General features: G+C 67.4%; 23 protein-coding genes. 6 read left to right on the top strand and 17 right to left on the bottom strand.

From position 1 onward, the window contains the following. The first annotated feature begins 234 nt into the window (after positions 1-234). Both EOW65_RS02365 and EOW65_RS02360 read left to right on the top strand, forming a co-directional pair. On the top strand, positions 235-1008 hold the full coding sequence (locus EOW65_RS02365) for a 3-hydroxybutyrate dehydrogenase (RefSeq protein WP_128147401.1): 774 nt from the start codon (positions 235-237) through the stop codon (positions 1006-1008). A 125-nt stretch (positions 1009-1133) separates the two neighbouring features. After that, a complete protein-coding gene (locus EOW65_RS02360) occupies positions 1134-2183 on the top strand; it encodes a patatin-like phospholipase family protein (RefSeq protein WP_128147400.1) in 1050 nt (349 codons plus the stop codon). Here EOW65_RS02360 and EOW65_RS02355 read toward each other — a convergent pair. The 3 genes from EOW65_RS02355 to EOW65_RS02345 form a co-directional block, all read right to left on the bottom strand. Then, entirely contained in the window at positions 2144-2860 is a 717-nt protein-coding gene (locus EOW65_RS02355; RefSeq protein WP_128147399.1) for a DUF502 domain-containing protein, read from the bottom strand. The genes EOW65_RS02360 and EOW65_RS02355 overlap by 40 nt on opposite strands. Before the next feature lie 63 nt (positions 2861-2923). After that, positions 2924-3838: a pseudouridine-5'-phosphate glycosidase gene (locus EOW65_RS02350; protein WP_128147398.1), complete on the bottom strand. Its 915-nt coding sequence runs from the start codon at positions 3836-3838 to the stop codon at positions 2924-2926. Continuing rightward, the gene (locus EOW65_RS02345) at positions 3835-4731 is read right to left on the bottom strand and encodes a PfkB family carbohydrate kinase (protein ID WP_128147397.1); all 897 of its coding nucleotides are present in this window, start codon (positions 4729-4731) and stop codon (positions 3835-3837) included. Before EOW65_RS02345 ends, EOW65_RS02350 begins: the two co-directional genes overlap by 4 nt. Before the next feature lie 294 nt (positions 4732-5025). Between EOW65_RS02345 and rpsB the strand changes: the two genes are divergently transcribed. Both rpsB and tsf read left to right on the top strand, forming a co-directional pair. Further along, positions 5026-5781 (top strand): 30S ribosomal protein S2, encoded by a 756-nt coding sequence (gene rpsB / locus EOW65_RS02340; protein ID WP_113900212.1) that lies wholly within the window; start codon positions 5026-5028, stop codon positions 5779-5781. A gap of 111 nt (positions 5782-5892) precedes the next feature. Further along, positions 5893-6792 carry a translation elongation factor Ts gene (gene tsf, locus EOW65_RS02335; protein WP_128147396.1) on the top strand — a complete coding sequence of 300 codons (900 nt, stop codon included), beginning with the start codon at positions 5893-5895 and terminating at the stop codon, positions 6790-6792. A 325-nt stretch (positions 6793-7117) separates the two neighbouring features. On the opposite strand, the gene EOW65_RS02330 is transcribed toward tsf, so the two are convergent. The 14 genes from EOW65_RS02330 to EOW65_RS02265 form a co-directional block, all read right to left on the bottom strand. Further along, the gene (locus EOW65_RS02330) at positions 7118-7924 is read right to left on the bottom strand and encodes a LuxR family transcriptional regulator (protein WP_128147395.1); all 807 of its coding nucleotides are present in this window, start codon (positions 7922-7924) and stop codon (positions 7118-7120) included. A gap of 130 nt (positions 7925-8054) precedes the next feature. Further along, positions 8055-9806 (bottom strand): SulP family inorganic anion transporter, encoded by a 1752-nt coding sequence (locus tag EOW65_RS02325; RefSeq protein ID WP_128147394.1) that lies wholly within the window; start codon positions 9804-9806, stop codon positions 8055-8057. Between the two features lie 20 nt (positions 9807-9826). Further along, positions 9827-10255 carry a TIGR01244 family sulfur transferase gene (locus EOW65_RS02320; RefSeq protein WP_128147393.1) on the bottom strand — a complete coding sequence of 143 codons (429 nt, stop codon included), beginning with the start codon at positions 10253-10255 and terminating at the stop codon, positions 9827-9829. Positions 10256-10290: 35 nt separating this feature from the next. Beyond that, positions 10291-11154, bottom strand: coding sequence for an MBL fold metallo-hydrolase (locus EOW65_RS02315; protein ID WP_206364006.1), 864 nt, complete (start codon positions 11152-11154; stop codon positions 10291-10293). Positions 11155-11227: 73 nt separating this feature from the next. Beyond that, positions 11228-11908 carry a phosphoglycolate phosphatase gene (gph, locus tag EOW65_RS02310; protein ID WP_128147391.1) on the bottom strand — a complete coding sequence of 227 codons (681 nt, stop codon included), beginning with the start codon at positions 11906-11908 and terminating at the stop codon, positions 11228-11230. Further along, positions 11908-12462: a thioredoxin family protein gene (locus tag EOW65_RS02305; protein ID WP_128147390.1), complete on the bottom strand. Its 555-nt coding sequence runs from the start codon at positions 12460-12462 to the stop codon at positions 11908-11910. Before EOW65_RS02305 ends, gph begins: the two co-directional genes overlap by 1 nt. Positions 12463-12603: 141 nt before the next feature. Then, positions 12604-13296, bottom strand: coding sequence for a ribulose-phosphate 3-epimerase (rpe, locus tag EOW65_RS02300; RefSeq protein WP_128147389.1), 693 nt, complete (start codon positions 13294-13296; stop codon positions 12604-12606). A gap of 150 nt (positions 13297-13446) precedes the next feature. Continuing rightward, positions 13447-14433 (bottom strand): class 1 fructose-bisphosphatase, encoded by a 987-nt coding sequence (locus EOW65_RS02295; protein ID WP_128147388.1) that lies wholly within the window; start codon positions 14431-14433, stop codon positions 13447-13449. A gap of 217 nt (positions 14434-14650) precedes the next feature. Then, the gene (locus tag EOW65_RS02290; protein ID WP_240664454.1) at positions 14651-16885 is read right to left on the bottom strand and encodes a hybrid sensor histidine kinase/response regulator; all 2235 of its coding nucleotides are present in this window, start codon (positions 16883-16885) and stop codon (positions 14651-14653) included. Then, on the bottom strand, positions 16882-18054 hold the full coding sequence (locus EOW65_RS02285) for an FIST N-terminal domain-containing protein (RefSeq protein WP_128147387.1): 1173 nt from the start codon (positions 18052-18054) through the stop codon (positions 16882-16884). Before EOW65_RS02285 ends, EOW65_RS02290 begins: the two co-directional genes overlap by 4 nt. A gap of 20 nt (positions 18055-18074) precedes the next feature. Next, positions 18075-18785 carry a response regulator gene (locus EOW65_RS02280; RefSeq protein WP_128147386.1) on the bottom strand — a complete coding sequence of 237 codons (711 nt, stop codon included), beginning with the start codon at positions 18783-18785 and terminating at the stop codon, positions 18075-18077. A 154-nt stretch (positions 18786-18939) separates the two neighbouring features. After that, positions 18940-20709, bottom strand: a complete 1770-nt coding sequence (locus tag EOW65_RS02275) for a PQQ-dependent methanol/ethanol family dehydrogenase (RefSeq protein ID WP_128147385.1) — start codon at positions 20707-20709, stop codon at positions 18940-18942. A 205-nt stretch (positions 20710-20914) separates the two neighbouring features. Then, positions 20915-21310 (bottom strand): c-type cytochrome, encoded by a 396-nt coding sequence (locus tag EOW65_RS02270; protein WP_128147384.1) that lies wholly within the window; start codon positions 21308-21310, stop codon positions 20915-20917. Positions 21311-21410: 100 nt separating this feature from the next. After that, positions 21411-21947, bottom strand: coding sequence for a tetratricopeptide repeat protein (locus EOW65_RS02265; protein WP_128147383.1), 537 nt, complete (start codon positions 21945-21947; stop codon positions 21411-21413). A 112-nt stretch (positions 21948-22059) separates the two neighbouring features. Here EOW65_RS02265 and EOW65_RS02260 point away from each other — a divergent pair, with 112 nt between their 5' ends. Next, on the top strand, positions 22060-23235 hold the full coding sequence (locus EOW65_RS02260; RefSeq protein ID WP_128147382.1) for an ABC transporter substrate-binding protein: 1176 nt from the start codon (positions 22060-22062) through the stop codon (positions 23233-23235). Continuing rightward, positions 23232-24191: a YVTN family beta-propeller repeat protein gene (locus tag EOW65_RS02255; protein WP_128147381.1), complete on the top strand. Its 960-nt coding sequence runs from the start codon at positions 23232-23234 to the stop codon at positions 24189-24191. The genes EOW65_RS02260 and EOW65_RS02255 overlap by 4 nt, the downstream gene beginning before the upstream one ends. Positions 24192-24195: the final 4 nt, after the last annotated feature.

The raw sequence follows: 24195 nt of genomic DNA, 5'->3' as shown, positions 1-24195 counted from the left end.
TTCCCTTGGATTGCAGCGGCATCAGGCTTATAAAGATCTCACTGCTCGATAGGTTTCTTGCCTGTATGAAACCTGCCTCATGACTTGACGCCCGCCTTGCGCGGGCGTCTTTTTCTTTTGCATCAAGGCATTGATGGCGCGATCCGGCTCACGGCATTGTGCGCTTCGGACGTGGACCTTCGTTCGCGCTCCGCTAATCTTTCGGGCATCTCTTTCGGTTTTCAGGAGTTGAACATGAGTCTCAAGGGCAAGACGGCCATCATCACCGGCTCGAATTCCGGTATCGGCCTTGGTGTGGCGCGCGAACTGGCGCGGGCGGGCGCCGATGTGGTGCTGAACTCCTTCACCGACCGCGACGAAGACCACGCGCTTGCCGCCGAGATCGGCCGCGAGTTCGGCGTGACCGGGCGCTACATCAAGGCCGACATGTCGAAGGGCGAGGAGTGCCGTGCCCTGATCGAGCAGGCGGGGGCCTGCGACATCCTGGTGAACAACGCCGGCATCCAGCATGTCGAGCCGATCGACACCTTCCCGGTCGACACCTGGAACCGGATCATCGCGATCAACCTGTCCTCGGCCTTCCACACCACCGCCGCGGCGCTGCCGCTGATGCGCAAGGCGGGCTGGGGCCGGATCGTCAACATCGCCTCGGCGCACGGGCTGACCGCCTCGCCGTTCAAGTCGGCCTATGTCGCGGCCAAGCATGGCGTCGTCGGCTTCACCAAGGTCACCGCGCTCGAGACCGCCGAGGAGCCGATCACCGCGAATGCGATCTGCCCGGGCTATGTGCTGACGCCGCTGGTCGAGGCGCAGATCCCCGACCAGATGAAGGTGCACGACATGGACCGCGAGACGGTGATCCGCGAGGTCATGCTGACGCGCCAGCCCTCGAAGCAGTTCGCCACCGTCGAGCAGCTCGGCGGCACCGCGGTCTTCCTGTGCTCGGAGGCTGCCGCGCAGATCACCGGCACCACGATCTCGGTCGATGGTGGCTGGACCGCCCTCTGATCGCGATCCGTGACGCAAGGTGAGACGGGCCCGGCCCTTCATCTTGCCCTAAATACCTCGGGGGGAGTCTGCGCAGCAGACCGGGGGGCCGCGCCCCCCGGCGACGCATCTCGAAAGGACGACCGATGGAAACGAAGCGGATCAACCTCGCGCTGCAGGGCGGCGGCGCGCATGGGGCCTTCACCTGGGGTGTGCTCGACCGGCTCCTTGACGAGGACTGGCTCGAGATCGCGGCGATCTCGGGCACCTCGGCGGGCGCGCTGAACGGTGCGGCGCTGAAGGCGGGGCTTGGCCGGGCCGAGGGCAAGGCGGGCCGGCGCCATGCGCGCGAGAACCTCGACTGGCTCTGGTCGCAGGTCTCCGAGGTGAACGACCTGCGCCTCGACCGCTGGGTCTCGGCGCTGTTCCCGCAGCCCGAGGCGATCAACCGCTGGATCGAGGCCTTCGCGCCCGCGGCCTGGATGGATCAGCTGACGCGAATGATCTCGCCCTATGACACCGGTCCCTTCTACATCAACCCGCTTGAGCACATCGTCGAGCGCTTCGAATACGAGCATGTCTGTTCCGAGACCGGTCCGGCCTTCTTCGTGGCCGCCACCAACGTGCGCACCGGCAAGATCCGGGTGTTTTCCGGCAAGGAGATCACCGCGAAGGCGATTCTCGCCTCGGCCTGCCTGCCGAACCTGTTCCGCGCGATCGAGTTCTATGACCCGCAGACCGGGCAGGGCGAGGCCTTCTGGGATGGCGGCTTCACCGGCAACCCGCCGCTCTTCCCGCTGTTCGGGCCCGAGCTGCCGCGTGACATCGTGATCGTCAACATCAACCCGCTCTACCGCGAGGGGGTGCCGAAGACGCCCACGGAAATCGACGAGCGGATCAACGAGATCTCGTTCAACTCCTCGCTCTTGCGCGAGCTGCGCGCGATCAGCTTCGTGCGGCGGCTGATCTCGGAAAGCCGGCTCGCCGAAGGGGCGATGAAGGATGTGCTCGTCCACATGGTGGCTGATGACAAGACGATGACCGGGCTTGGTGCGGCGACAAAGGTCACCCCCACCACCGGCACGCTGAAGCGGCTGAAGGCGGCGGGGCAGGTGGCGGCGGAGCGCTTCCTGACCGAGCACGCCGATGCGATCGGTCAGCGCGCCTCGGTCGATCTGGCCGGGCTCTTCGGCTGATCCTTGGCGGGTTTCACCGGCTTCGGCCCCGGATAGACAAGGCCCGCCGAGATAATCAGCTTCGCTGCATCCTCGACCGACATCTCAAGATAGGTGATCTGGCTTTCCGGCACGAAGAGCAGGAAGCCCGAGGTCGGGTTCGGAGTCGTCGGCAGGAAGACCGAGATCAGCGGGTCGTCCTCGCTGCCGTTCGCGGCGATCTCGCCCTTCGAACGGGACGAGACGAAGGCGACCGCCTTCAGCCCCGGGCGCGGGTATTCGACGAGGCAGGCGCGGTCGAACTTGGTCTCGCCCTGAGCGAAGACGGTCTCGGCAATCTGCTTCAGCCCGTTGTAGACCGAGCGCACCACCGGCATCCGGTCGACGAGGCTTTCGCCGAAGCGCAGCACCGAGCGGCCGATGATGTTCTTCGCCAGCCAGCCGACGATGATGGTGAAGACGAGGAAGAACACCACGCCGAAGCCGCGCACGTTCAGCCCGATATATTGCTCGGGCTGGAACTCCTGCGGCACGAAGGGCAGCACCCAGCCATCGACCCAGCCGGCGACCGTCCACATCAGCCACAGCGTCAGCCCGATCGGCGAGATCACCACGAGCCCGGTCAGGAACGAGGCCCGAAGCCCGGCGAAGACGCCCTTCTTGCGGGGGTGGGGCAGGTCGGTCGGCGGCTCGGTCATGGCGGCTCCAGACAGGTGTTCGCCACTACCTAGGCGCGTGCCGCGACCGCCGCAATGGGGGCGCTAACGGAGCGCTACAATTTCCCGTGCGATGGCGCTCGCAAGCCGCGCATTGTTCAGAACAAGGGCGATATTGGCCTCGAGCGAGCGACCTTCGGTCAGCTCGAAGATGCGCTGCAGCAGGAAGGGCGTGACCGCCTTCGCCGCCACGTGCTGCGCCTCGGCCTCGGCGAGGGCGGTCTCGATCACCGGCACGATCACCTCGCGCGCGATCTCGGCCTCGGGCGGGATCGGGTTCGCGACGAGCGCGCCGCCCGCAAGGCCGAGCCGGCCGCGCATCAGATGCGCCGCGGCGATCTCGGCCGCGGTGTCGGCACGCAGCGGCGCCTTCAGCCCCGAGCTGCGCGACCAGAACGCCGGGAAGTCGTCCTGACCATAGGCGATCACCGGCACGCCGTTCGTTTCCAGAACTTCCAGGGTTTTCGGAAGATCCAGAATTGCCTTGGCGCCGGCGGCGACCACGATGACCGGGCTCAGCCCGAGTTCGGCCAGATCGGCCGAGATGTCAAAGCTCGTCTCGGCGCCGCGGTGCACGCCGCCGATGCCGCCGGTGGCAAAGACCGAAATCCCGGCCAGCGCCGCGCAGATCATCGTTGCGGCGACGGTGGTCGCGCCGGTCGCGTTCGCGGCAAGGCAGACGGCCAGATCGGCGCGGCTGACCTTCATCACCCCGGTCGCCTGCGCCAGCCGGTCGAGCTCGGCATCCGTGAGCCCGATATGGATATGCCCGCCCATCACCGCGATCGTGGCCGGCGTCGCCCCATGGGCGCGGATCTCGGCCTCGACCCGGCGCGCGGTCTCGACGTTCTGCGGGAAGGGCATCCCGTGGGTGATGATCGTCGATTCGAGCGCGACGACGGGCCGGCCGGCATCGAGCGCAGCGCGGACCTCGGGGGCGAAGGTGAGGGGGGCGGTCATGTGGCGATGTCTCCCGAAACATAGCGCGCGGCGGCCTCGAGGGCGCGCGCAAGCGCCGCCTCGCGGCCGAGCCCGGCGCGTTCTGCCACCAGATGGGCGGCCATGAAAGTGTCGCCCGCGCCGGTGACGCGGGTGACGAGAACGGTGGGCGGGGCGCGGCAGATCACCTCGGCACCGCGCGTGCCATCGGCGGCCGCGCGGCCGCCATCGGTCACGAGCACATGGGCGGCGCCGCGGGCGAGCAGCCCCTCGGCCGCGGCCGTGGCATCGGGGAAGTCGGTTCCGCACAGGATGCCGGCCTCTTCGAGGTTCACATAGAGCGTCGCGCCCGGATGGGCGAGAAGCGGGGTCAGCCGGGCGGCCTTGCCCGGGCTTGCCGGTGCGACGCGCAGGTCGGCCCGGGCAAAGAGCGGCGAGCGCGCGATCTCGGCCAGCAGCGCCTCGGTCAGGTTGCCATCCAGCGCGACAGGGCCGTTCCAGGGCGCGTGCGGGGTGCCCAGCCGGCCGTCCGCCAGCGGGCGCAGGATCTTGTCGCCCGCCGCCTCGAGCGAATGGGCATCGGCCACCGCCGCCACCAGCCCGTTTGCCCCCTCGATCGCCATATAGCGGTCTGTGGGCAGGTCATCCGAGCGATAGAGAAAGCGGCAGTCAATGCCATGCAGCTCGGCCGCGCCGATCAGTTCGGTGCCCTGCGGGTCGCGCCCGATCGCGGTCAGGATCGCCGGGCGCAGGCCGAAGCGGGTGAGGGTCATCGCGATGTTCATCGCGACGCCGCCGGGCAGGCGGATGATCCGCCCGGGCACGTCGGCGCCCGGCCGCATATGCAGCGGCGCGCGGCCGATGATGTCCCACAGCACGGAGCCGATGCACAGAATGTCGGGTGTCTTGTCCATGGCTCTTGGTGCCCCGACGGGGCGCGCGACGCAAGAGGGAGAGGGGGCGCCATGCCCCCGTCCTGCGGCCTCCGCCCGGAGGATTTCAGCCAGGAAAAGGAGAGGGAGGGCTTTTCCTGGCGAAAATACTCCCGCCGGAGGCATCCGCCGCTTGCCAGCCGGAGCGGGGCCGGCTATATGGCGCGCACTTCACAGGCGGAGGCGGGCCTTCCGGGGGAGACATCCCCGGCGGTCCACCGGTTGGGAGAGATCCCTGATCCTCCGCCAAGGCGCAAACCGGAAAGGAAATGGAACATGGCGCTTCCCGATTTCTCGATGCGTCAGCTGCTCGAAGCTGGCGTTCACTATGGCCACCAGACGCAACGCTGGAACCCGCGCATGGCGGAGTTCATCTATGGCGAGCGCAATGGCATCCACATCATCGACCTGACCCAGACCGTGCCGATGCTCGACGCGGCGCTGCAGGTGGTGCGTGACACCGTCGCCAAGGGTGGCCGCGTGCTCTTCGTCGGCACCAAGCGTCAGGCCTCGAAGGCCGTCGCCGATGCCGCCGAGAAATGCGCGCAGTACTACATGAACCACCGCTGGCTCGGTGGTACGCTGACCAACTGGAAGACCGTCTCCCAGTCGATCCAGCGTCTGAAGAACATCGACGAGGTTCTGGCCTCGGGCGCCGAAGGGCTGACCAAGAAGGAACGCCTGCACATGGAACGCGAGCAGACGAAGCTTCAGGCTTCGCTCGGCGGCATCCGTGAAATGGGCGGCCTGCCGGATCTGCTCTTCGTCATCGACGTGTCGAAGGAAGACCTCGCCATCCTCGAAGCGCAGAAGCTGGGCATCCCGGTCGTGGCCGTGGTCGACACCAACTGCTCGCCGAAGGGTGTGGACTACATCATCCCGGGCAACGATGACGCGGCGCGCGCCATCGCGCTCTACTGCGACCTCGTCTCGCGCGCGGCCCTCGACGGCATGACCGCGCAGATGGGCGCCGCGGGCGTCGACCTCGGGGCGCTGGAAGAAGCGCCGGTCGAGGAAGAAGTCGGGGCCTGAGACCTCACCCGACGGGGCCGGCGAGACCGCCTGGCCCCGTCATGTCATTCCGCTGACATGACGGCGTGGTTCAACCGCGCCGAGATTCCAAAAGATTTCGAGGAGGCCGAGATGGCGATCACCGCAGCGATGGTGAAGGAACTGCGCGAGACGACCGGCGCAGGCATGATGGACGCGAAGAAGGCGCTGACCGAGACCGACGGCGACATGGAAGCCGCGATCGACTGGCTGCGCACCAAGGGCCTGGCGAAGGCTGCGAAGAAGGCTGACCGCGTTGCGGCCGAGGGCCTCGTCGGCGTGGCCGTCGACGGCGGCAAGGGCGTCGCGGTCGAGCTGAACTCGGAAACCGACTTCGTCGCCAAGAACGCCGACTTCCAGAAGCTCGTCTCGGACATCGCGACCGCCGCGCTGACCGCTGCCGACGTCGAGGGCCTGAAAGTCGCCGAAGTCAACGGCAAGCCGGTTTCGGAAGCGATCAACGGCGCCATCGCCGTGATCGGCGAGAACATGACCCTGCGCCGCATGGCCAAGGTCGAGGGCGACGTCGTCGTCTCCTACGTGCACAACGCCGCCGCTCCCGGCATGGGCAAGATCGGCGTTCTCGTGGCGCTGAAGGGCTCGGACAACGGCATCGGCAAGCAGATCGCGATGCACATCGCCGCGACCGCGCCGGCCTCGCTGGATGAGGCCTCGCTCGATCCGGCCGTGCTGCAGCGCGAGCTGGAGGTGCAGACTGCCAAGGCGCTCGAAGAGAACGCGACCTCGGCGAAGCCGAAGCCCGAGCAGGTGATCCACAACAACATCATCCCGGGCCGGATGAAGAAGTTCCTGGAAGAGAACACCCTTCTCAACCAGAAGTTCGTCATCAACCCGGATCTGACCGTGGCGCAGGCCGCCAAGGACGCCGGTGTCGAGATCATCGCCTACGAGCGCATCGCCGTCGGCGAAGGCATCGAGAAGAAGGAAGAGGATTTCGCCGCTGAGGTCGCCAAGACCATGGCCGGCGCCTGATCCGACCTTTCGGAAGATCGAGCAACGCCGTCCCTCCGGGGCGGCGTTTGCTTTTGTGCGGTCGGGAAAGACAGCCCGCATGCGGGGATACCGGTTCACGCTGCGTGAAATGCACGGGCGCTCCGGGCGTCTGCTGGCGTTTCTGCAGAAATGAGAACGGCCCGGACGTGGTGAGAATGCACCTGCCCGAGCCGCAACCGGAAAACCGGCTGGAGCTTTCGCCGGCAATATACCCGGCCCTTGCCCCTGTTCCTGGCCGAAGCCACCACTCACGGAACGGTGACATGAAAGCCGAATGCAGAGATTCCCGCCAGTCCGGTTTTCCTTACTTAAAGGAAAAATTATCACCGTTGCCTGCGGAGGACCGGCTCGCGCCGTCAATGTAGGAGCGGTTGAAGAAGATCTGCCGCTGCAGCGAGGCTTTCAGCACCGCCTGCGCCGTGGTCTCGACATCGAGCGCCTCGCGCGCGAGCCGCAGATGCTTTTCCACCGTCGCAATCGTCAACCCCATCAGCATCGCGATATCGGCCGTGGTCTTGCCATCGGCCACCCATTCCAGCACCTCGCGCTGGCGTCGCGTCAGCGCCCGGTGCGCGGTGACGAAGGGCATGGTCGAGATCCGCAGATGGGTGATCGCGTTCACCACCATCAGCTCGCGGCCATGGCGCTCCCAGATCTCGTCGACATCGCTTTGCCGCAGGCCGGGTTCGGCGCACAGGCCGATACCGGCGCGGGCCCGACTCGATCCGTCGATGAACGAGATAGAATAGCCCGCATGCACCCCGTGCCGGTGATTGACGTCGAGCACATGCAGTTCCGGCGGCGTCAGCAGGCCGGCGCGCACGCGCTCTTCGACCCAGCTCCAGGAGCAGGCACCGACATTCTCGGCGGTCCAGCGCACCATCGGCGCATGCATGAACAGCCCGCCGCGCAGGAATTCATTCAGGTAGGGCTCATCATGGTTCGACAGGATCAGCGTGTCCTCAAGCCGGCCAAGCCCGGCCCCGGTGCGGAAAGGGGTGAAGGCATAGATCAGCCGGTCGAAACCGTATTGAGACATAAGCTCGCAATGGAGCTCCCAAAGCTTATCAATATCCTGAAGAGAAAGAAGTTTTTCGAGATGATTTATCATCTGTTTCCCAATTCGCGGGACCCGTGGCGCCGTGAGCGCACGATTGGTCGCAGCGACGATATTGGCATGGGGGAGAGTTACGGCGCAACCCTTGTCGCACTCTGGGAAACAATCGCGCCGCCCCGGAAGCTCAGCGCGCGGTTTCGCAGCGCGGCTGCGCCAGTGTCTCGCGGGTGAGCGCCGGGGCAAGTGCGTTCATCGCGTCGAATTGGGTCAGGAAAACCTGACCGCCAAGCGCACCGAGCAGGCCCGAGCGCAGCAGCCGGTCCATCACCGGGCCCTTCACCTCGCTCAGGTGCAGGCAGACGCCGGCATCCTTGAGCCGCACGTTCACCGCTTCGAGCGCCTCGAGCGCCGAGGCGTCGATGGCGTTGATCGCCGGGCAGTTCAGCACCAGATGGCGAATCTCCGGGTCGGCGGCAACGGCGTCGTAGATCACGTCCTCGAGGAAGCGGGCATTGGCAAACCACAGGCTCTCGTCGATGCGGATCGACAACACCTCGGGCGCCAGCACGACGCGGTGGCGGCGGACATTGCGGAAATGCTCGGTTCCCGGAACCTGGCCGATCACGGCGTAATGCGGTCGCGACGAACGCCAGAGATGCAGCCCGATCGACAGCACGACCCCGGTGGCGATGCCGGTCTCGACGCCCTCGATCAGGGTGACGACGATCGTCGCGAGCATCGCGATGCCGTCGCTGCGGCTGTAGCGCCAGACCCGGCCGAGCGCACGCAGGTCGATGAGCGAGGCGAGGGCGACGAAGATCGTGGCGGCCAGCGTCGCCTTCGGCAGATGGAAGAGCGCGGGCGTCAGCAGCAGCGTGGCCAGCGCCATGCCGAGGGCGGTGAAGGCGCCGGCGGCCGGGGTCGCGGCGCCGGCGTCGAAATTCACCACCGAGCGGGCGAAACCGCCCGAGATCGGCATGCCGCCCGAGAAGGCCGAGGCGAGGTTGATGCCGCCTTGCGCGATCAGCTCCTGGTCCGGGTCGATGCGCTGGCGCCGTTTCGCGGCGAGGGTCTGGGAGACCGAGATCGTCTCGACATAGCCGATGATGGTGATCAGCAGCGCGGGGAGCGCCAGCTCGCGCCAGAGCGCGAGGTCGAGCGGCGGCAGGGCGAGGCCCGGCAGGCCCTGCGGCACATGGCCGACGACGGCAAGGTCATAGCGCTCGAGGTCGAAGGCCCAGGTCGCCGCGGTGCTGCCGGCAACGGCGACCAGGGGCGCTGCCCGCGACAGCACACCGGCCAGCCGCGGGGACAGGCCGCGTGCCTCAAGAAATGGCTTCAAGTATTTGCGTGCCCAGTACAAAAAGCCAAGCACCAGCACCGAGACCAGCACCGTCACCGGCTTGATCCCGGGAAGGTTCTCGACCAGGCCCAGAAGCATCGGCGGCAGTGTCTTGCCCTCGACGCCGACGCCGAGGAAATGCTTGATCTGCCCGGCGGCGATCAGGATGCCGGTCGCCGAGATGAAGCCCGAGATCACCGGATGGCTGAGGAAGGCGGCGATGAAGCCAAGCCGCAAAAGCCCCATGGCCACGAAGATCAGCCCGGAGAGGAAGGCAAGCGCCACCGCCGCGCCCAGATATTCGGGGGTGCCGCGGGCGGCAAGCCCGCCGACGGCGGTCGCGGTCATCAGCGAGATGATGGCGACCGGGCCCACGGCGAGCGTGCGCGAGGTGCCCAGAAGCGCATAGCCGAGAAGCGGCGCGATCGAGGCATAAAGCCCGACCTGCGCCGGCAGACCCGCCAGCAGCGCATAGGCCAGCGCCTGCGGGATCAGCATGATGGTGACGATCAGCGCCGCCACCAGATCTGCCTCAAACGTCGCGCGGCCGTAGTCGCGCCCCCATGTCAGGATCGGAAAATATCTTTTCAGCATGGGGGCTTGCGGTTCATTCTTTAACGCCTTTCAGCGTGCATCCGGAGCAGGGGCGCAAGCCCCGTATGGTCATAGCCAGCCTCGGCCGCGAGGGTAACGATCTCGTCCACCGGGCGCGTGCCCGCCTGCGACATCGCCCACAGGTGCGACGAGCGCGTGCCCGACCGACACCAGGCCAGAACCGGCGTCTCGATCGCTTCCATCGCCGCCTCGAACTCGGCGACCAGCTCGGGCGTCATCGCGCCCGGGTAATAGGGCAGGTAGTGGAAGGCGAGCCCGTGCTCGGCCGCCGCCGCCGCCATCGCCGCGCTGTCGAGCGCGTCGCCGGCCTCTTCGTCGGGGCGGTTGTCGATCAGCGTGCGGAAACCCATCCGCGCCGCCTCGGCGACATCCTCGGGGGTGATCTGCGGCGCCACCGCGAATTCCGGTGTGATCTGCCGAACGTCCATCTGTCTCTCCTGCTCGACCGGGGATGCCGGCCGGGTCAGAGCCCGTTCACCGGCACCTTCAGATAGGTCCTGCCGTCGTCCTCTGGGGGCGGCATCTGACCGGCGCGCATGTTGACCTGCAAAGACGGGATGATCAAGCGCGGCATCGACAAGGTGGCATCGCGTGCCTCGCGCATCTTGACGAAATCCTCGCGCGAGGTGCCGCCGCCGATGTGGACGTTGCGCGCCTTCTCCTCGGCGACCGTCGTCTCCCAGGCATAGCTGTCGCGGCCCGGCGCCTTGTAGTCATGGGCGACGAAGATCCGGGTCGCGTCGGGCAGGGTGAGGATCTTCTGGATCGAGGCATAGAGCGCATCGGCCGATCCGCCCGGAAAGTCGCAGCGCGCCGTGCCGTAATCGGGCATGAAGAGGGTGTCGCCGACGAAGGCCGCATCGCCGATGACATAGGTCAGGCAGGCCGGCGTGTGGCCCGGGGTGTGCAGCACATGGCCCTCGAGCGCGCCGATGGCGAAGCGGTCGCCCTCGACGAAGAGCTTGTCGAATTGCGAGCCGTCGCGCTGGAACTCGGTTCCCTCGTTGAAGATCTTGCCGAAGGTGTTCTGCACCACGGTGATGCGGTCGCCGATGCCGATCTTGCCGCCAAGGCGTTCCTGGATATAGGGCGCCGCCGACAGGTGATCGGCGTGGACATGGGTTTCGAGGATCCACTCGACGCGCAGCCCCTCGGCGCGGATCCAGTCGATCACCGCATCGGCGGAGCGGGTGTCGGTGCGGCCCGAGGCGTAATCGAAGTCGAGCACGGAATCGATCACCGCGCAGACGTCGCCGCCCGGATCACGAACCACGAAGGTGGCGGTGTTGGTGGCCTCGTCGAAGAAAGGCTTCACCGCAGGGTTCACGCTCTCGCTCATCGTATCCTCCTGATTCCGCCAGATATAGGCTGTCTGAAACATATCGCAAGCGGCGAATGTGTCAGGGGGACGCGAGGTCAGCCTGCCAGGGCCAATGCGCGACGATGCCGGGTAGCATGGCGAAGTCGGAAAAGGCGATGGCATGGGGCAGGGCGCTGACCGGGGCCTTGCGATAGCCCTCGGTGAACAGCAGGAAGGGCAGGCCAGCACGCTGTGCGGTTTCGGCATCGACCTCGCTGTCACCGACATAGAGCGCGCGGCCGCCGCCCAGCATCTGATGCGCCTTCAGAAGCGGCGCGGGGTCGGGCTTGCGCGCGGGCAGGCTGTCGCCGCCGATGATCGTGGCGAAGAGCGGCTCGATCTCGAAATGGCGCAGCACCGCCGAGGTCGGGGCAAGCGGCTTGTTGGTGCAGATCGCCAGCGGATGGCCCGCGGCGCGGAAGGCGGTCAGCGCCTCGCGCACGCCCGGGAACAGCGCGGTCAGCCCGACGGCGCCCTCGTAGCGGGCGCTGAACTCGGCGGTGATCCGGGCCTGGAGGACTTCATCCCCGCCCGCGCCCGAGGCCTCGAGCAGGCAGTGCACCAGATGCGGCACGCCGCGGCCGATGAAGCCGCGCACCTGCATCAGCGTGAGCGGCGCAAAGCCGTTCTCGGCCAGCACCTCGTTCGAGGCGGCGTGGATATCGGGCACGGAATCGATCAGCGTGCCGTCGAGGTCGAAGATCAGGGCGGGCAGGGTCATCAGGCGTCCTTCCACTTGATCGAGCAGCCCATCGAGGCGACCTGCTCGGCCGGGCCTTTTCCGGTTGCGGCGACCTGCAGCATCGCCTCGTAAAGCTCGCGCCTGGCGTCCGCGGGGCCGGCGGTGCGGCCCGAGGCATCGAGCCGGCCGCGATACTGCAGCTCATCCGCGGCATTGAACCCGAAGAAGTCCGGTGTGCAGGCCGCGCCGTAAGCCTTTGCCACCTCTTGCGTTTCGTCAAAGAGGTAGGGGAAGGGGAAGGCCCGGTCCCGGGCCAGCCGCACCATGTTCTCGAAGCTGTCCTCGGGATATGTGGCGACATCATTCGCCGAGATCGCGGCAACGCCGATCCCGGCCTCGATCAGCGCCGCACCGTCGCGCAGGATCCGGTCGAGCACCGATTGCACATAGGGGCAATGGTTGCAGATGAACATGATAAGCGTGCCCTTCGGCCCGCGGATCGCCTCAAACGACCAGTCGCGACCGTCGGTGCCGGGCAGGGTGAAGCCGGGCGCCTTCCAACCGAAATCGCAAACCGGGGGGGTGACCGCCATCCGAACCTCCTGCACTCAAGGACGCCCGCACAGTAGCGCAAGCACGCCCCGAGGCAAGGCGCCGCGCGGTCGCGGGCGGCAAAAGAAAACCCGCGGCACATCAGATATGCGCCGCAGGCCCTTGAAGAGACGTGTTTTCCCTTAGCGGGCGGCTTCTGCCGCGGCGCGGATTGCGCGGATGTTCGCGCCATAGGGTTCGGGGTTCTCGACCGAGCCGCCCTTGAACACCGCCGAGCCCGCGACCAGCACATCGGCGCCCGCCGCCGCCATCAGCGGCGCGGTTTCCGGGGTGATGCCGCCGTCGATCTCGATATGGATCGGGCGGTCGCCGATCTTCGCGCGCAGCGTCTTCACCTTGTCGATCTGGCTGTGGATGAACTTCTGCCCGCCAAAGCCCGGGTTCACCGTCATCACGCAGACGAGGTCGATCATGTCGAGCAGATACTCGACGCCATCGAGCCCGCTGCCCGGGTTGATCGCGAGGCCCGCCTTGCAGCCCGCACCGCGGATCGCCTGCAGAGTGCGGTGGACATGCGGCCCTGCCTCGAGATGGGCCGAGATCACGTCGGCGCCAGCCTCGGCAAAGGCGTCGATATAGGGATCGACCGGCGAGATCATCAGGTGCACGTCCATCACCGTCTTGATATGCGGCCGGATCGCCTTCACCAGCGGCGGGCCGAAGGTCAGGTTCGGCACAAAATGCCCGTCCATCACGTCGACATGGACCCAGTCGGCACCCTGCGCCTCGATCGCGCGGATCTCCTGTCCGAAGTTGGCGAAATCGGCGGAAAGAATCGACGGCGCGATCTTGATGGAGCGGTCAAAGCTGGTCATGGTATCCTCGGGGCAGGGGGCGCGGACGGATTTCCCCGTCTAGCCAAGGCGTTCAAGGGTAAAGCTGAAGCGCCGCCCAAGGCGGTGTCCAGGGGCGGCGCTCAGGGTCTTGCGGGGCTTGTGCCACGGGAGCGCCCCGCGGCGCAAGTCTCAGGGCATCAGGTGCTCGTCGGGCATCACCGCGGCGGTCTCGGGCGAGTCATAATAATGCGCGATGCGCTTCACCTTGGGCGCGGTGCCAAAGACGAAGGGCGTGCGCGCATGCAGGCTGTCGGGCGCCTGGTCGAGGATCGGGTGCACGCCGTCGGTCGCCCGGCCACCGGCCTGTTCGATGACGAAGGCGATCGGCGCGCATTCGTAGACGTGGCGCAGACGGCCACGCTCATAACCCTTGCGGCTGTCGCCCGGATAGAGGAACACGCCGCCGCGGCGCAGGATGCGGTGGGTTTCAGCGACCAGCGAGGCGATCCAGCGCATGTTGAAGTTGCGCCCGCGCGGGCCTTCCTCGCCGGCGATCAGGTCGTCGACATAGGCGCGGATCGGCGCCGGCCAGTGCCGCTTGTTCGAGGCGTTGATGGCGAATTCCGAGGTATCCTTGGGGATCGGCGCGAAATCCGGCTGACGTTCGAAGCGGCCGGTGTCGGGATCGAGGATCCAGTGGTGCACGCCGTCGCCGAAGGTCGCGACCAGCGCGCATTGCGGCCCGAAGATCATGTAGCCACCGGCGATCTGCTCGCGCGCCGGGCGCAGGAAGCTCGCCTCGGGCGTCGCGGCTGCCGGGAAGATCGAGAAGATCGTGCCGATCGAGACGTTGACGTCGATGTTCGACGAACCGTCGAGCGGGTCGACGGCGAGCGCCAGCGTGCCCGGGCCGAGGGTCAGGATCTCGTCTTCTTCTTCCGAGGCGTAGAAGGCCACGGCAGAGCCCTTGAGCGCCTCCATGTAGGCGGCGTCGGCCATCACGTCGAGCGCCTTCTGGCCGTCGCCGCCGGCATTGGTGCCGCGGGCTGCGGCCAGGTCCTGGTCGATGCCGTTGCGGGCGATCAGTCGTTGCAGCCGGGCCCCGACAATGCTGAGCCGCTGCATCACATCGGCGAGTTCAGGCGCGAGCGCCAGACCGTCGAGATCGAGTGACATGGAATCCTCCTTGCGCGATAGGTCGCGTGCGCGTCCTGATTTGCACCCGGCGCGCGAAAGATTCAATCGCCAAGGAATTGAAAACACGGCCTTGGCATCGTTTCGCGGGCAGATCTGCCGGGGACCGGCCAAAACTGGCCCGGATGGCGTTCTAAATTTACATAATACCAATTATTGGCCAATTGGACGCGTCACAAAAACGGCCCCTGCGACGGGCTCAGCCGCGGCGCTGACGGCCGAACAGAACCGTCGCCAGTTCCGACGGCGGGATCGGTTTCGCCATGATCTGCGCCCCCATAGCCGTTGCCCGGCGTTGCAGCGCCTCGCTGCGGTCGGCGGTGACGATCCGCGCCGGCACATCGCCCAGCCGGGCCCGCAGCCCGCTCAGGCAGTCGAGCCCGTCGATCCCGTCGCCAAGCTGGAAGTCGATCAGGCAGACGTCCGGCTCGACCCCGGTCGCGTCGATCAGCTCGAGCGCCTCTTCGCCGCTCGCCACATCCAGCACCGTCACCCCCCATTTCTCCAAAAGCTGGACCATCGCACCAGCCAGCGCCGCGTCGTTCTCGACCAGCAGCACGAGCAGATCGCGCGTCTCGGCGCCCCGCATCTCGACCGGTGCCGGTCCCTCGGGCCGCGGCACCGGGCCCGCCACCGGCTGCAGCCCGACGCTGAAGGTCGAGCCGCAGCCCAGTGCCGAGCGCAGGCCGAGCGGATGGCCCAGCACCGCCGCCGCGCGCTCGACGATGGCCAGGCCAAGCCCCATCCCCTCGGAGGCCGAGGCATGGGCGTTCAACCGATGGAATTCGCGAAAGATCAGCTCCTGATCCTCCTCGGCAATGCCCGTGCCGCTGTCGCGCACCTCGACGCGCAGCATCGTGCCGCGCCGGCGCGTCAGCACCGCGACGCGGCCGCTCTCGGTATAGCGGATCGCGTTCGAGATCAGGTTCTGCAGGATCCGCCGCAGATAGGCCCGGTCGGAGATCACCACGGCCTCGGTCGGCCGGATCGCCAGATCGATCCCCTTCAGCGCGGCGATCGGGGCGAATTCGTCGGCGAGTGCGCGGAACATCGGGCCGAGTGCCACCGGTGCCATGTCGACCGCGACCCGGCCCGATTCCAGGCGCGAGATGTCGAGAAGCGCGCCAAGGATGCCCTCGACCGACAGAAGCGCGTTCTGCGCCTTTTCCAGCGTGCCGCGCGCCGTCGGGCTGATCGCGTCATCGCCAAGCGAGGTCAGATAGAGCTTGGCCGCCGAGAGCGGCTGCAACAGGTCGTGGCTGGCCGCCGCGACGAAGCGCGAGCGCGAGGCATTCGCCCGCTCGGCCCGTTCGAGCGCATCCTCGAGCTCGAGCGTGCGCTCGGCCACCCGTGCCTCGAGCGTCTCGTTCGCGCGCTCGAGTGCGGCCAGCGCCGATCGTTCCGCGGTGACATCGGCGAGCGAGATCACGAAGCCGCCGTCGGGCAGCTCCTGCGCGAAGATCTCGTAGATCTGCCCGCCCTCGTGGCGCACCTCCATCTGGAAATGGTCGCGCCGGCGCGCGCGGCGCACCCAGTCGGCCAGCCGATAGGCGCTGAGCCCGTTCGGGAAGATGAACTGGTTGCGCACCTGTTCGAGCAGCGTGTCGAAATGCATCCCCGCGCGCAGCCGGTTGCGCGGCAGGGTCAGGAAATCGGCCATCTTCCCGTTCCAGCCCAGCAGATGCAGCCGCGCGTCGAAGATGCACACGCCGAGGTTCAGGTGTTCAAGCGTGGCGCGCAAGACCGCCGCCTGATCGTCGAGCATCCGCCCCCGCTCGCGCCGCTCGGCGCGGATCAGGTCGGTGACCTCGGTCTGCAGGATCACCGTGCCGCCGTCCTGGGTGCGGTGTTCCGAGACCTGCACCCAGCGATCCTCGCCCATTCTCTGGGTCAGGATGAAATGGTGCTGCTCGTGGCGCAGCTGGCGCATCTCGATCCAGGTCTCGGGCGTCATGCCCTCGGCCAGGCCGAGATGGCGTGAACGCGCCACGGTGCGCAGATAGTCCAAGAAATGCAGCCCCGGCATCAGCTGATCGCGGATGTCGGGCAAAAGCGCATTGAAGCGCGTGTTGCACATCACCAGGATTTCGTTGCTGTCGAAGAGCGCAAAGCCCTCGTGCAGCGTCTCGACCGCGGCGGCGAGGTTCTGCCGCGTCGTCGCGGTCTCGCGATTGGCATCGGCGAGCCGCGCGTTCGAGGCGTTGAGCAGGTCGAGCGCGCGTTCGAGGTCGCGGGTGCGCTCGCGCACCTGTTCCTCCAGCATCGCGGCGCGCTGGAACTGGGCAAAGCCGGTGCCGCGGTCCTCGGTCATCTCTTCGGCATGACGGATCAGCGCGCCGGCGATGGTCAGCAGCTTTTCGTTCTGCCGCGCCAGGCTGTCAGCCGGATCAACCAGCGAGAGCGCCAGATCGGCGTCCATCCCCTGCCCGCTCATCGCCGCTCTCCGGGCGGGAAGAAGGCGAGGCCGGTCATCGTCTGGTTCACATGCATTGCGCCGATCTGTTCGCCATAGGTCGAGAAGCCGGTGACATGGTGCCGCGCGAGCGTTTCCGAGACCGCCCGCACCCGCTGCCGCGCCGTCGCCTCGATCCGGCGGAAGATGCAGTCGAAGCCGAGGATCGCCGAGGGCGCGCCGTCGCGGGCCAGCGCCGCCAGCTCGCGGTCGAGGTGCTCGGCGATGTCGGTGGGCTCGGCGAGCGTCAGCACCAGCCCCTCGGCGATCGCAGCAAAGAAGATCAGCGCGCCGTCGGGGCCCACCGACTGGATCGCGCGCACATGGTGGCGCCCGCCCGCCCGCACCAGCACCGGGTGCGAGGCGAAGACGAAGGGCGACAGCTGTTCGGGCGCAAGGCCCAGCAGGCGCGCGTATTCCCGCGCCGCGGGCTCGTCGTTGATCCGGGTGACGACGCGGCGCGCCGGATCGGCGCCGGTCACCACCATCCGCCGCCCGGTCGGCTGCAGGTGATCGAGCGAGAACGGCTGCACCGCGCAGGACGAGCGCACCAGGCTGAGCACTGCGGCATTGCCAAGCACCCTGCCCCGCGCGCAGATCTCGGTGCGGCGGAAGTCGCCGCCATCGCCCGCCGAACCGCCGACGATCGGCACCGCACCAAGGGCGCCCGACAGCTGTGCCACCAGCCGGTCTTCCTCGCCCGAGAGCCCGTCGACAAGCAGCACGGCGAATTCGTGGATCGCCGCGCCCGCACGCCGGCCCAGCCCCTGACGGGCGCGCAGCACCTCACCGATCAGCGCCTTCGGGTCGAGCCTGTCGAGGTGTTCGATCAGCAGCATCTCGACCTCGAACCCTGCCTGCGGCAGCGCGAAGGCCACCACCTGTCCCTCGTCATATCCCGCCCCGGTCAGCTCGCCCGCCGTGGTGCAGCCGCAGACAAGGGCGCGGGGAAAGGCCGCCTCGACCTCAGCGCACAGGGCACCCAGATCGGCCGCGGGGCTGGCGAACAGGAAGATCTGCGCGAAGGGCCCGGGGCCAAGGCCGCAGGCGAGACGCGCGATCAGGTTCTCGGCCCCGGCGGGGGCCGAGGCGGACACCGGGCACGGCAAGGGCCCCGGCGCGCCGGCACGGGCGTTCGGTTGTTCTGGCATGGGCTCCTCCCCGGGCCAGCCTAGCGCGACTGCCAGCTTCCGGGCAATGCCCCGGTGGTCTGCGCCTCGCGTGCCAGCAGCACCGCCTGGGTGCGGCTGTAGACGCCGAGCTTGCGCATGATCGCGGTGACATGAGCCTTCACCGTGGTCTCGGCGATCGACAGGTCATAAGCGATCTGCTTGTTCATCTTGCCGGCGCAGATCTGCTCGAGGATGTTCGCCTGCTGCCGGGTGAGCGCGCTAAGCCGGCGGATCGCCTCGTCCTGCGGCGTCATGCCGTTGCCCTCGGCCAGCGTCTCGCCGCTGCTTTCAGGGACGAAGGTCTCGCCGCGTGCGATCGCGGCAAAGGCCGCGCGAAAGAGCTCGCGCTTCGAATGCTTGGGCACGAAGCCCGCCGCACCGGCGAGGATCGCCGCGCGGATCACCCGCGGCTCGTCGACCGAGGAGACGACGACGATCGGCAGATCGGGCGCCGCCGCGCGCAGGCTCATCAGCCCCTCCAGACCGTTCACGTCGGGCAGGTTGAGGTCGAGCACGATGACATCGGGGCGCGGCCCCTGCCCCTCGATCCGCTCGAGCGCCACTGACAGCCGGTCGGCCTGGGCGATCTCCCCGATCCCCGCCACCGCCTGCAGCGTCATGCCGAGCGCGTCGCAAAACAGCGGATGGTCGTCGACGATCAGCGCCGAGCGGAAATCACCGCGATGAGGGGCTGTGGCGGAATGGGTCATCTTGCGATCCTGTCGTCTTCTTTCCCGATCTTGCGGGCTTGTCTCCACCCTAGCAAGCCCCGCCCGCACGCCATACTGTCCTTTGGTCGGAGCGCCCGGCACGCGAAAGGGCGCGAGGTTTCCCCCGCGCCCCGACCAAGGCCACTCGTGACGATCAGTTCGCCGAGGCGAGCTGCTTCGGCAGCTTGAAGGTCCAGACCATGCCGCCCTGGTTCAGATAGTTCACCTTCTTCGCGACCTCGCCGCCCCAGAGCGGCACCGCACCCCCCCAGCCCGACATGACCGAGACATACTGTTCGCCGTCCTGTTCCCAGGTGATCGGCTGGCCGACGATGCCCGAGCCGGTCTGGAACGACCACAGCTTCTCGCCGGTGTCGGCGTCGAAGGCGAGGAACTCACCCTCGGGGTTGCCGGTGAAGACGAGGCCACCCGCCGTCGACATCACGCCCCCCCAGAGCGGGGCCGAGTTCTTGTATTCCCACTTCACCTCGCCGGTGTTCGGGTCCATCGCCTTCAGCGAGCCGATGTAATCCTCGAACAGCGGCTTGATGGTGAAGCCCGCGCCCAGATAGGCCGCGCCCTTCTTGTAGCTGATCGGCTCGTTCCAGATATCCATGCCCCATTCGTTCGACGGCACGTAGAACAGACCGGTCTTCTGGTTGTAGGCCATCGGCATCCAGTTCTTGCCGCCAAGGAACGAGGGCACGGCGAAGACCTGCTGGCCCTTGCCGCCTTCGGCCGCGGCATCGGGGGCGCCGGGGCGATTTTCCTCGTTGTAGATCGGCCGGCCGTTCTCATCGATGCCCTTGGCCCAGTTGATCTCCTTCACGAAGGGATGGGCCGAGACGAACTTGCCGTCCTCGCGGTTCAGAACATAGAAGAAGCCGTTGCGGTCGGCGGTGGCATAGCGCTTGTTGCCGTCCTTGTCGACGAAGCCCACAACCTCGTTCACGCCGTCGAAGTCCCAGCCCTCGCGCGGCGTGGTCTGGAAGTGCCACTTGATCTCGCCGGTCTTCGGGTCGATGCCGACGCGGCTGGCGGCATAGAGGTTGTCGCCCTTGTTGCCCTCGACGGGCGTGCCGGCGTTGCGCAGGTGGCTGTTCCAGGGCGCCGGGTTGCCCGCGCCGAAGATCAGCGTGTCGGTGTCGGCATCATAGGAGCCGCCCAGCCAGGTCGCGCCGCCGCCGGTCTTCCACATGTCGCCCGGCCAGGTCGCGTTGAGCGTGCCCGTCATGGTGCTTTCCTTGCCCATGTAGGTGCCCATGTTGCCTTCGATCATCGGCCGGGTCCAGACCAGCTCGCCGGTTTCGGCGTCACGCGCCTGCACCTCGCCGACGATGCCGAATTCGCCGCCCGAGTTGCCGGTGACGACGAGCCCGTTCACGATCAGCGGCGCCGCGGTGTAGGAGTATCCCTCCTTGTAATCGGCGATCTTCTTGTTCCACTTGACCTTGCCGGTCTTCAGGTCGAGCGCGAGGATGCGCGCGTCGAGCGTGCCGAAATAGATGTTGTCGCCGAAGATCGCCGCGCCGCGGTTGATGACGTCGCAGCACGGCAGGATGCCCTCGGGCAGGCGGGCGTCATATTGCCAGACTTCCTTGCCGGTCTTCAGGTCGATCGCATACATGCGCGAATACGAGCCGGTGATGTACATCATCCCGTCATAGACGAGCGGCTGGCTTTCCTGACCGCGCTGCTTCTCGCCCCCCAGCGAGAACGCCCAGGCCGGCACCAGGTTCTTGACGTTGCCCTTGTTCAGGATCTCGAGCGGGCTGTAGCGCTGCAGGTTGCGCCCCATCCCGTTGGTCAGCACGTTCTCGGTGCTTTCCTGATCCTTCAGCAGGTCCTCCTCGGTCACACCGGCCGTGGCCGCCGTGCCGAGACAGGTGATGGCCAGCACCGTGGCCAGAACAAAACGGTTCATCGCAGTCGTCCTCCCGATCTCCCGATCACTCCCTGCCCGCCGGCCGGGCACTGCGCACCGGGGGCGGACTCGGGTTCAAGTATCGGTGAGCGGCGCGAGAGGTATATTGTCCATTGGTCTTACGACCCTGCGGTGCGGCATCCGGGCATGAAAAAAGGGGCGCGCGCGGAGGTCCGCACACGCCCCTGAGTTCAGGAAAGATCCTTTATTTCTTGAGACTTGCGAGGTAGGTGACAATGAAATCCTGCACCGTCGGATCCTCGATGCCGACATGGCGCATCTTGGTCCCCGGCACGAACTTGTCGTTTGCCTCCATCCAGGCGCGCAGCGCGCCGGGCGTCCAGACGAAGCCCGCCTTCTGCAGCGCCTCGGAATAGGGATAGCCCGGGAAGGTGCCGGCGCGGCGGCCGACCACGCCATCGAGCAGCGGTCCATAGCTCTTCTTGTCGGCATCGACCGAGTGACAGCGGTGGCAGGTGCTGTCGAAATAGGCCTTGCCGGCGGCGATCTTCACCGCGTCGGTGGTGTCGGCCGCCGTGGCGGCCCCGCCAAGGGCCGCGAGGCACAGCGCCACTGCGGCGCCGAAGGCTTTGGGGAACATGCGCTTTCTCCTGTGTCTGAGCTGGGGGAAGGTTAGGTCCGGGAGGCCGCCGGCGGGCTTGATGCAGGTCAAACCCGTCATGCGACTTTGGTCGCGGTTCTCACGACAGCGGCGCATATTTCCAGTTGTCCGCGTCGGGGGTCACCTCATCGAGGTCATAATCCGCGCCCTGCAGCCGGCGGGCGACCGGTAGCCCGGCCTCGGCGGCGCGGTCGACCATCGCCCTGCCCCGCGCCGCGTCGCGCGCCACGCCGCGCCCGCGCATCAGGTCGAGCCCGAAGTTGAAGGCGCCGACCGGGTCGCCCGCCTCGGCCGCCTGCCGGTCCCACTCGGCCGCCGCCTGCGGATCGAGCGGCCCGCCAAGCCCGTTGTCGTCAAGCTGGCTCATCCAGGTCATCGCCCCGGTCCAGCCATCCGCGGCGCAGCGCTCGAACAGGCCGCGCGCCTCGACATGGCGGCCCGACTTGGTGATGAAATAGCCGGTCGCGCAATTGGTCATCGAGGTCTCGCCCCGGCCGACGTCGCGCAGCACCCGCTCGATCGTCAGCTCCTCGGGATTGAGATCGCCGCCGGGTTCCTCGGCGAAGCCCGGCAGCGCCAGCGCCGAGGTGATCGCAGCCAGCATCCATGTCTTCATCGCGTGTCCTCCCGCCCCCAGCCTAGCGCGCGCGGGGCGGCGCCCGACCTAGACATTGGTCGTATTGCGGCGGCGCGACCCGGCCGACCACCTTGGCCCGAGGGAGGACGTGATGAAACGGATGCTGGCAGGAGTGCTGGCCGGCGGGCTTGCGGGCGCGACCGGCGCGCAGGCAGAGATGCTGCGGATCGACTGGCTCGAGCGGCAGGTGGTGCCACCGCCGGTGCTGTCGAACATGCAGGCCGAGCCCGCGACGCTTGGCCTCGACGGTGCGCGGCTGTCGCTGGCCGACATCGCCACGACCGGCAAATTCACCGGGCAGGACTATCGTCTGGTCGAGACTGTGGTGCCGCCCGAGGCAGACTTCCTGCCCGCCGCAAAGGCGGCGCTGGCCGACGGCGCGCGGGTTCTGGTCGTGCGTGCCCCCGCGGCCGATCTGCTGGCGCTGGCCGATCTGCCCGAGGCGCAGGGCGCCCTGATCTTCAACACCGAGGCGCCCGACGAGGCGTTGCGCGGCATCGATTGCCGGGCGAATGTGCTGCACACCCTGCCCTCCTATGCGATGCGCGCCGATGCGCTGGCGCAGTTCATCGTGACGAAGCGCTGGACGTATCTGGCGATGATCGAGGGCACGCTGCCCGAGGACCGTGCCTATGCCGCCGCGCTGCGGGCGTCACTGACGAAATTCGGCCTGTCGCTCGCCGCCGAGAAGACCTGGGTTTTCGACGCCAACATGCGCCGCGCCGCCGCCGCCGAGGTGCCGCTCTTCACCCAGGACCTGCCCGAGCACGACCTGCTGCTGGTGGCCGACGAGCCCGGCGATTTCGCCCGCTATGTCGCCTATAACACTTGGCTGCCGCGCCCGCTGGCGGGCTCCGAGGGCGCAAAGCCCGTCGGCTGGTCGGGCGTGGTCGAACAGAATGGCGCCGCGCAGCTGCAAAACCGTTTTCGCGACCTTTCGGGGCGCGAGATGCGTGCCGACGACTATGCTGCCTGGGTCGCCGTCGCCGCGATCGGCGAGGCCGCGACGCGCACCAGGGCCACCGATGCCGCCACGCTGCGCAGCTATCTCCTGTCAGACAAGGCCCGCATCGGCGGTTTCCTCGGTCGCCCGCTCGGCTTTCGCGACTGGGACGGCCAGTTGCGCCAGCCGATCCCGATCGTCACCGAACGCGCGGTGGTGGCGCAGGCCCCGTTCGAGGGCTTCCTGCATGCCACCAACGAGCTCGACACCCTCGGCCCCGACCGGCCCGAAACCCAATGCACTGCCTTCGGAGGCGCGAAATGATCCGGACCTTGTTGCTCACCACTCTGCTCGCCTCGCCGGCCCTCGCCGACGAGATCTGGGTGACGAACGAGATGGACGATACGCTGAGCGTGATCGACGTCGACACGCTGACGGTGAAGGCGACCTACGCCATCGGCGAACGCCCCCGTGGCATCACCTTTTCCAAGGATTTCAAGTATCTCTACGTCTGCGCGTCGGACAGCAACGCTGTGCAGGTGATCGACCCCGACACCGGCAAGGTCCTGCACGACCTGCCCTCGGGCGACGACCCCGAGCAGTTCGTCCTCGCCCCCGATGACCGGCTTCTCTACATCGCGAACGAGAATGACGCGGTCACGACGGTGGTCGACACCCAGACCCGCAAGGTGGTGGCGCAGATCGACGTGGGCGTCGAGCCCGAGGGCATGGGGATTTCTCCCGATGGCAAGGTCCAGGTGACGACCTCGGAAACCACCAACATGGCCCATTGGATCGACACGCAAACCCACAAAATCATTGCGAATTCCCTTGTCGACAGCCGCCCCCGCCACGCCGAGTTCAGCCCCGACGGATCCGAGCTTTGGGTGAGTTCGGAAATCGGCGGCACGGTCGCGGTGCTCGACGCCGCGACGCAGGTCGAGAAAGGCAAGATCTCCTTCGCGATCAAGGGAGTGCGGGCCGAAAAGATCCAGCCGGTGGGGATGCTCTTCTCGCCCGACGCGACGAAGGTCTTCGTCGCGCTCGGCCCGGCAAACCACATCGCCGTGGTCGATGCGAAGACGCTCAAGGTCGAGCGCTACATCCTCGTCGGCCGCCGCGTCTGGCACATGGCGTTCTCGCCCGACCAGACCAGGCTCTTCACCACCAACGGCGTTTCGGGCGACGTGACGGTGATCGACGTGGCAAGCCTCGAGCCCGTGGCGACGATCAAGGTCGGCCGCTTCCCCTGGGGCGCCGCCGCGCGCCCGACTCCCTGACGAA

It is taken from the genome of Paenirhodobacter ferrireducens, assembly GCF_004022265.1.
GTDB classification, from domain to species: Bacteria; Pseudomonadota; Alphaproteobacteria; order Rhodobacterales; family Rhodobacteraceae; genus Rhodobacter; species Rhodobacter ferrireducens.
Note: the sequence above shows the minus strand (reverse complement) of the source record. Positions and strands in the feature narration are given on the sequence as shown.

Excerpts from the sequence above, each read along its gene's own strand:
- gph (WP_128147391.1), bottom strand. The coding sequence starts at position 11,908 with ATGACCCTGCCCGCCCTGATCTTCGACCTCGACGGCACGCTGATCGAT.
- EOW65_RS02330 (WP_128147395.1), bottom strand. The coding sequence starts at position 7,924 with ATGATAAATCATCTCGAAAAACTTCTTTCTCTTCAGGATATTGATAAG.
- EOW65_RS02265 (WP_128147383.1), bottom strand. The coding sequence starts at position 21,947 with ATGAAGACATGGATGCTGGCTGCGATCACCTCGGCGCTGGCGCTGCCG.
- EOW65_RS02305 (WP_128147390.1), bottom strand. The coding sequence starts at position 12,462 with ATGGCGGTCACCCCCCCGGTTTGCGATTTCGGTTGGAAGGCGCCCGGC.
- EOW65_RS02345 (WP_128147397.1), bottom strand. The coding sequence starts at position 4,731 with ATGGACAAGACACCCGACATTCTGTGCATCGGCTCCGTGCTGTGGGAC.
- EOW65_RS02350 (WP_128147398.1), bottom strand. The coding sequence starts at position 3,838 with ATGACCGCCCCCCTCACCTTCGCCCCCGAGGTCCGCGCTGCGCTCGAT.
- EOW65_RS02325 (WP_128147394.1), bottom strand. The coding sequence starts at position 9,806 with ATGCTGAAAAGATATTTTCCGATCCTGACATGGGGGCGCGACTACGGC.
- EOW65_RS02285 (WP_128147387.1), bottom strand. The coding sequence starts at position 18,054 with ATGCCAGAACAACCGAACGCCCGTGCCGGCGCGCCGGGGCCCTTGCCG.
- EOW65_RS02365 (WP_128147401.1), top strand. The coding sequence starts at position 235 with ATGAGTCTCAAGGGCAAGACGGCCATCATCACCGGCTCGAATTCCGGT.
- EOW65_RS02255 (WP_128147381.1), top strand. The coding sequence starts at position 23,232 with ATGATCCGGACCTTGTTGCTCACCACTCTGCTCGCCTCGCCGGCCCTC.
- rpsB (WP_113900212.1), top strand. The coding sequence starts at position 5,026 with ATGGCGCTTCCCGATTTCTCGATGCGTCAGCTGCTCGAAGCTGGCGTT.
- EOW65_RS02295 (WP_128147388.1), bottom strand. The coding sequence starts at position 14,433 with ATGTCACTCGATCTCGACGGTCTGGCGCTCGCGCCTGAACTCGCCGAT.
- EOW65_RS02355 (WP_128147399.1), bottom strand. The coding sequence starts at position 2,860 with ATGACCGAGCCGCCGACCGACCTGCCCCACCCCCGCAAGAAGGGCGTC.
- rpe (WP_128147389.1), bottom strand. The coding sequence starts at position 13,296 with ATGACCAGCTTTGACCGCTCCATCAAGATCGCGCCGTCGATTCTTTCC.
- EOW65_RS02290 (WP_240664454.1), bottom strand. The coding sequence starts at position 16,885 with ATGAGCGGGCAGGGGATGGACGCCGATCTGGCGCTCTCGCTGGTTGAT.
- EOW65_RS02280 (WP_128147386.1), bottom strand. The coding sequence starts at position 18,785 with ATGACCCATTCCGCCACAGCCCCTCATCGCGGTGATTTCCGCTCGGCG.
- EOW65_RS02260 (WP_128147382.1), top strand. The coding sequence starts at position 22,060 with ATGAAACGGATGCTGGCAGGAGTGCTGGCCGGCGGGCTTGCGGGCGCG.
- EOW65_RS02270 (WP_128147384.1), bottom strand. The coding sequence starts at position 21,310 with ATGTTCCCCAAAGCCTTCGGCGCCGCAGTGGCGCTGTGCCTCGCGGCC.
- EOW65_RS02360 (WP_128147400.1), top strand. The coding sequence starts at position 1,134 with ATGGAAACGAAGCGGATCAACCTCGCGCTGCAGGGCGGCGGCGCGCAT.
- tsf (WP_128147396.1), top strand. The coding sequence starts at position 5,893 with ATGGCGATCACCGCAGCGATGGTGAAGGAACTGCGCGAGACGACCGGC.
- EOW65_RS02275 (WP_128147385.1), bottom strand. The coding sequence starts at position 20,709 with ATGAACCGTTTTGTTCTGGCCACGGTGCTGGCCATCACCTGTCTCGGC.
- EOW65_RS02320 (WP_128147393.1), bottom strand. The coding sequence starts at position 10,255 with ATGGACGTTCGGCAGATCACACCGGAATTCGCGGTGGCGCCGCAGATC.